Source organism: Nocardia neocaledoniensis (assembly GCF_029868625.1).
GTDB classification, from domain to species: domain Bacteria; phylum Actinomycetota; class Actinomycetes; order Mycobacteriales; family Mycobacteriaceae; genus Nocardia; species Nocardia neocaledoniensis_A.
Genome location: NZ_JARWOJ010000257.1, coordinates 1 through 5,245, shown reverse-complemented (window position 1 = coordinate 5,245; position 5,245 = coordinate 1). Strand labels below are relative to the sequence as shown.

7 protein-coding genes and 1 pseudogene are annotated in these 5,245 nt (G+C 70.6%); 6 read left to right on the top strand and 2 right to left on the bottom strand.

Annotated features, from left to right (window positions below; translation table 11 throughout):
* Window positions 1–254: 254 nt before the first annotated feature.
* Complete coding sequence (locus QH270_RS19915) at window positions 255–494, top strand: hypothetical protein (protein ID WP_280344629.1); 240 nt, start codon at window positions 255–257, stop codon at window positions 492–494.
* Here QH270_RS19915 and QH270_RS19910 read toward each other — a convergent pair whose 3' ends face one another.
* Window positions 495–1,079 (bottom strand): TetR/AcrR family transcriptional regulator C-terminal domain-containing protein, encoded by a 585-nt coding sequence (locus QH270_RS19910; protein ID WP_280344627.1) that lies wholly within the window; start codon window positions 1,077–1,079, stop codon window positions 495–497.
* 149 nt (window positions 1,080–1,228) lie between these two features.
* Between QH270_RS19910 and bioB the strand changes: the two genes are divergently transcribed.
* From bioB to QH270_RS19885, 5 genes are all read left to right on the top strand, one after another.
* Window positions 1,229–2,242 carry a biotin synthase BioB gene (bioB, locus tag QH270_RS19905; RefSeq protein ID WP_019046302.1) on the top strand — a complete coding sequence of 338 codons (1,014 nt, stop codon included), beginning with the start codon at window positions 1,229–1,231 and terminating at the stop codon, window positions 2,240–2,242.
* Between the two features lie 26 nt (window positions 2,243–2,268).
* Window positions 2,269–2,478 (top strand): hypothetical protein, encoded by a 210-nt coding sequence (locus tag QH270_RS19900; RefSeq protein ID WP_189033945.1) that lies wholly within the window; start codon window positions 2,269–2,271, stop codon window positions 2,476–2,478.
* The gene (locus QH270_RS19895) at window positions 2,478–3,125 is read left to right on the top strand and encodes a DUF2567 domain-containing protein (RefSeq protein ID WP_280344612.1); all 648 of its coding nucleotides are present in this window, start codon (window positions 2,478–2,480) and stop codon (window positions 3,123–3,125) included. Before QH270_RS19900 ends, QH270_RS19895 begins: the two co-directional genes overlap by 1 nt.
* A gap of 71 nt (window positions 3,126–3,196) precedes the next feature.
* Complete coding sequence (locus tag QH270_RS19890) at window positions 3,197–3,730, top strand: DUF1353 domain-containing protein (protein ID WP_280344609.1); 534 nt, start codon at window positions 3,197–3,199, stop codon at window positions 3,728–3,730.
* Window positions 3,731–3,782: 52 nt separating this feature from the next.
* On the top strand, window positions 3,783–4,922 hold the full coding sequence (locus QH270_RS19885) for an AI-2E family transporter (RefSeq protein WP_280344607.1): 1,140 nt from the start codon (window positions 3,783–3,785) through the stop codon (window positions 4,920–4,922).
* Window positions 4,923–5,061: 139 nt separating this feature from the next.
* On the opposite strand, the pseudogene QH270_RS19880 reads toward QH270_RS19885, so the two are convergent.
* A pseudogene (locus QH270_RS19880) lies at window positions 5,062–5,245 on the bottom strand (L-histidine N(alpha)-methyltransferase); the annotation flags it as partial.

Here is a 5,245-nt window from a genome sequence, read left to right as displayed (position 1 = left end):
CCCCGCGCGGCGGGGGGGGCGCTGGGGGGGGGGGCCCGCGGGTGGCGCCCCCCCCCCCTCCGCGGGGGGGGGGGGGGGGGGGGGGGGGGTGGGGGGGGGGGGGGGGGGGGGGGGGGGTGGGGTTGGTTTGTTTTTTTTTTTCTCTCCTCGCGGGGGCCCCCCACCCGCGGGGGGGGTGGGTTGGGGGGGGGGGGGCCCCCCCGGGGTTTGGGGGGCCTGGGCCCCCCCCCCCCCCGCACACCTACGGCCCGCCATTGGGTTCCGGCCCCCGGGGCTGGCCCCCCCGCGACCGGATCGTCGACGTCGAGTACTCGCACGAGGTGCTGATCGAGCACGCCGGTGGCGTCGACGGCACCCTGCTGGTCGTGCTGCCGCGCCGGACCGAGCACGCGAATCCGATCCAGCGACCCCAGGAATACAACGCGATCATCGACTCCCAGGTGCTGCCGTTCGTGCGCCGCTACCAGGAGCAGATCCGGAATCAACCGCCGTGATCAGCGCACCCTGGTGCCGAGGATGGTGCGCACGCCGGCGAGGAACAATTGCAGCCCGAAGTCGAAACGGGCGGTGGGATCGGGGGTGTCGTGCAGGGGCGAGGCGCCGTCGGGCAGTGCGCCGACCGAATCCATCTGCATGCGCGACTGCTCGTCGACGGTCTGGCCGAGGACGTAGTAGAGCAGCGTGTAGGCGGTGAGCTCGGCTTCCTCCCTGGTCATCCCCGCGCGGATCACGATGCCGGCCAGGCGTTCCCGCGCCTTGCTCGTGGTCAGCCGGGAGGCGTAGGTGGCCGAGACCAGCTCCGCGCCGTCGCGGTAGGCGAGCAGACAGTCGCGCAGCCGGTGCGCGAGCTCGGTGAGCTGCTCGGGCCATTCGGTGGCGGTGATGGGCTCGTCCATCGGCGCCAGGATCCGGTCCGCCACCGCGCCGAGCAGCGTCTGCTTGTCCTTGACGTGCCAGTACAGCGCGCCGGGCTGCACCTGCAGCGACCCGGCGAGCCTGCGCATCGTGAGATCGGCCAGGCCGTACTGATCCAGAATCGCGACGGCGGCGTCGATCACATCCGTCTTGCGCAGCTGCACGCGTGTCCTTTCCTCGGAATTCACCCACCCGGGTGTCATGACCATTGTGTAGCAGTTACCCTAGCCTGAACACCGTTCAAGTTGCACGGCCACGCCGGGTGATCACACCCGTGCCACGTGCGACGCACCCGTCGAAGGGACATCACGACGTGACGCAGGCACCCGTCCAGACCGACATCCTGGCCATCGCCCGTGAGCAGGTGCTCGAGCGCGGCGAAGGCCTCACCGAGGCGCAGACCGTCGAGGTGCTGCGCCTGGGCGACGACCGCCTGGAAGCGCTGCTCGAGCTCGCCCACGAGGTGCGGATGAAGTGGTGCGGCCCCGAGGTCGAGGTCGAGGGCATCATCAGCCTCAAGACCGGCGGCTGCCCGGAGGACTGCCACTTCTGCTCGCAGTCGGGCCTGTTCCAGTCTCCGGTGCGCGCGGCCTGGCTCGACATCCCCAGCCTGGTCGAGGCGGCCAAGCAGACGGCCAAGACCGGCGCCACCGAGTTCTGCATCGTCGCCGCGGTGCGCGGCCCGGACGAGCGGCTGATGGCGCAGGTCGCCGCCGGCGTCGAGGCGATCCGCAACGAGGTGGACATCCAGGTCGCCTGCTCGCTGGGCATGCTCAACCAGGAGCAGGTCGACCAGCTCGCGGCGATGGGCGTACACCGCTACAACCACAACCTCGAGACCGCCAAGTCGCACTTCCCGAAGGTCGTCACCACGCACACCTACGAGGAGCGCTGGGACACCCTGCGCATGGTCCGCGAGGCGGGCATGGAGGTGTGCTGCGGCGGCATCCTCGGCATGGGCGAGACCATCGAGCAGCGCGCCGAGTTCGCCGCCCAGCTGGCCTCGCTCGAGCCCGACGAGGTGCCGCTGAACTTCCTCAACCCGCGCCCCGGCACCCCCTTCGGTGACCTCGAGGTGCTGCCCGCCGCCGACGCGCTGCGCGCCATCGCCGCGTTCCGGCTCGCGCTGCCGCGCACCATCCTGCGCTTCGCGGGTGGACGCGAGATCACCCTCGGCGACCTGGGCGCCAAGCAGGGCATGCTCGGCGGCATCAACGCCGTCATCGTCGGCAACTACCTGACCACCCTGGGTCGCCCCGCCGAGTCGGACCTCGATCTGCTGGGTGAGCTGAAGATGCCGATCAAGGCGCTCAACGAAACCCTCTGACGCGGCGGCACAGTAGGGTGACTGACATGGACGAGCGCTACAACCCGTTCACCGGCAAGCGGATCGTGCCCGGACTCGACGACGCGATGCCCGCGGCCGCCGCGCTCGGGCTCGAACCGCCGAGGTTCTGCGAGCAGTGCGGCCGGCGGATGATCGTGCAGGTGAGCCCGGATGGCTGGTGGGCCAAGTGCTCCCGGCACGGGGTCATCGAATCGGCACAGCTGGAACGGCGCTAGTGGTCGCCGAGACCGGTGCGGCGCCGCGTCCCGAGGTGTTGCGCCGCGAGGTGATCGGGGTCGGCGTGGTGGCCGTGGCCGTGCTCGTCGTGAGCGCGGTGGCCGGGGTGGTGTGGGGCGTGCTCGCCCCGACCGAGCGGCTGCGGGTGACCCAGCCCGGCCGCGCCGCCGTCCTCACCGGGGAGAGCCTGCACCTGTTCGACGCGGTCGGGATGTTCCTGTGCGTCGGCGCGGTGGTCGCGGTGCTGACCGTCGTCGCCGCGTGGCGGGTGCGCGGTGTGCGCGGGCCCGCGCTGGTCGTCGGCCTGTTGCTCGCCTCCGGGCTCGGCGCCGCGCTCATGCGGCTGGTCGGCGAGGGCGTCGCCGAGTACCGCCATCCGCGGCCGGACGACCCGGCGGTCGGGCAGATCGTCGCGCTGCCCGCCGAGGTCGGCACCGCGCTCGCGTTGCTGGTGCAGCCGTTCCTGGCCGCGCTGGTCCTGCTGTTCCTGGCGGCGTTGCACCCGCGGACCGATCTCGGTTCGGGCACAGCGGGTTTGCTCGGCGACCTGCGTCCGGCCGAGCCCGATGACTATCCGGTCGTCGAGGTGGCCGAGCAGTATCGGCCCAGCGGCGATTTCGATTCGAGTCCGCAACCGCGCGCCTGAGCACCGTTTTCGCCGCGACCGGTCGCTACCATCGCCGATATCGGCAGGTGGGCGGCTCGGGAGGAGCGGTCATGGCATTCATCGGTGGCGGTCCGGTCGTCGAGGAACTGGACGCGAAATTCTGGCGACTCACCGAGCCGCTCACCTACCGCGGCGCGGTCGAAACCTTCACGGTCCCGGCCGGATTCCGCACCGACTTCGCCTCGGTGCCGCGCGCGCTGGTCTGGCTGATCCCGCGCTACGGCGCCTACACCAGAGCCGCGATCCTGCACGACTACCTGTGCCGCACCGGCACGGTCGGGCGGGCCGACGCCGACGGGCTGTTCCGGCGCTGCCTGCGCGAATTCGACGTGTCCGTCCCGCGCCGCTGGATGATGTGGGCCGCGGTGCGCCTGGGCAGCAGGCTGCGCGGCGCGACACCGGGCGACGTGGCGCGCTGGTTGCTGATCGCGGTGCCCTCGATCGTGTTCCTCGCGGTTCCCGTCGTCGTGGTGACGCTGGCGCTGTGGCTGTTCTGGCTGGTCGAACTGGCGTTCTGGGCGGGCGGACGACTGGGCCACCGGAGCACGCAGCCACCACCGACACCACAGATGAAGACGGCATAGTTCACCCGCAACGGGCGATGCGCGCCGCCCGTTGGCTGCCTAGCGTCGCGGTATGCGAATGCCAGGTCAGACCGCCGCGCCCGCTCCCGCCGCCTGGTCGATCCCGCGCGGGCTGATCGTGTTGCTCTCGGTGGCGGCCGCGGTGGTCGCCGTGAGCGGGATGAAGGCCTTCGCGGGGGTGATCGGGCCGCTGTTCCTCGCGCTGATGCTCACCATCGCGGTGCAACCGGTGCAGACCTGGGCCCAGCGGCGCGGCTGGCCCGCCTGGCTCGGGATGCTGCTCGCGTTTCTCACGGTGATGTTGATCCTGGTCGGACTCGGTGGGGCACTGGCGCTTTCGGTGTTCCAGCTCGCTTCGGAACTGCCCGCCTACAGTGACCGGCTCAACGAATTGCTCGCGCACGGGCGGGACTGGCTCGCCGCGGTGGGAATCAGCGAGGAGCAGATCCACAAGGCGCTGGACGGTATCGACGTCCACAAAATCGTCGGGTATCTCAACGAGCTGCTCGGCGGGCTGCTCGGGGTGTTCTCGAACCTGTTCTTCGTGGTCGCACTACTGCTGTTCATGGCGGTGGACGGGATGAGCATCCGCCAGCGGATGGGGGTCGTCACCAGGGAACGGCCCGCGATCGCGCACGCCCTCACCGAATTCGCCCTCGGCACCCGCAAATATCTGGTGGTCTCGACCGTGTTCGGCGCCATCGTCGCGGTGCTCGACGGTGGTGCGCTGTGGCTGCTCGGCGTGCCGCTGCCGCTGCTGTGGGCGCTGCTGTCGTTCATCACCAACTACATTCCGAATGTCGGCTTCGTCATCGGGGTGATCCCGCCGGCGCTGTTGGCCCTGCTCGACGGCGGGCCCACCCGGATGATCTGGGTGATCGTCGTCTACTCGGTGATCAACTTCGTGATCCAATCCATCATCCAGCCCAAATTCGTCGGCGACGCGGTCGGTTTGAGCGTCACCCTGACGTTCCTGTCCCTGGTCTTCTGGACCTGGGTGCTCGGTGGGCTGGGCGCCGTCCTCGCCGTCCCGATCACCCTGCTGGTGAAGGCCCTGCTCATCGATATCGACCCGTCCACCCGCTGGGCCGACGTGCTGATCGGCGCCCCACTCACCAAGGCCGAGCGCGACGAACCGGCGCCGGGCATTGCCGGGCCTGCTCCCGACCCGCCGCAGCGGGAGCCGTCCTGAAATTCGGTGGCGCGGGTGCGCGGAGCTCACCTAGTGTCGACCGGTCACAGTTCACCGGGGGAGGACCTTTTCCATGCGCGCCAGCGAAACACAGACCACCGAGCAGCCCGTCGAGCGACCCGATCTCGTCGCGGGGGGGGGCCGCCCCCCCCCCGGCAGAAAAAATCGGGGGCGCCGCGAGCACCGCCGGGTCGATGACCAGACCGGCGCCGAGCAGCAGCAGCTCGCCGGGTTCGAGCACCTCGTGGATCCCGGCGAGGAATCCCGCGCGTTCGGCGGGTACCAGATTGCCGATGGTGCCGCCGAGGAAGGCGATCATCCGG

Excerpts from the sequence above, each read along its gene's own strand:
- QH270_RS19900 (WP_189033945.1), top strand. The coding sequence starts at position 2,269 with ATGGACGAGCGCTACAACCCGTTCACCGGCAAGCGGATCGTGCCCGGA.
- QH270_RS19890 (WP_280344609.1), top strand. The coding sequence starts at position 3,197 with ATGGCATTCATCGGTGGCGGTCCGGTCGTCGAGGAACTGGACGCGAAA.
- QH270_RS19885 (WP_280344607.1), top strand. The coding sequence starts at position 3,783 with ATGCGAATGCCAGGTCAGACCGCCGCGCCCGCTCCCGCCGCCTGGTCG.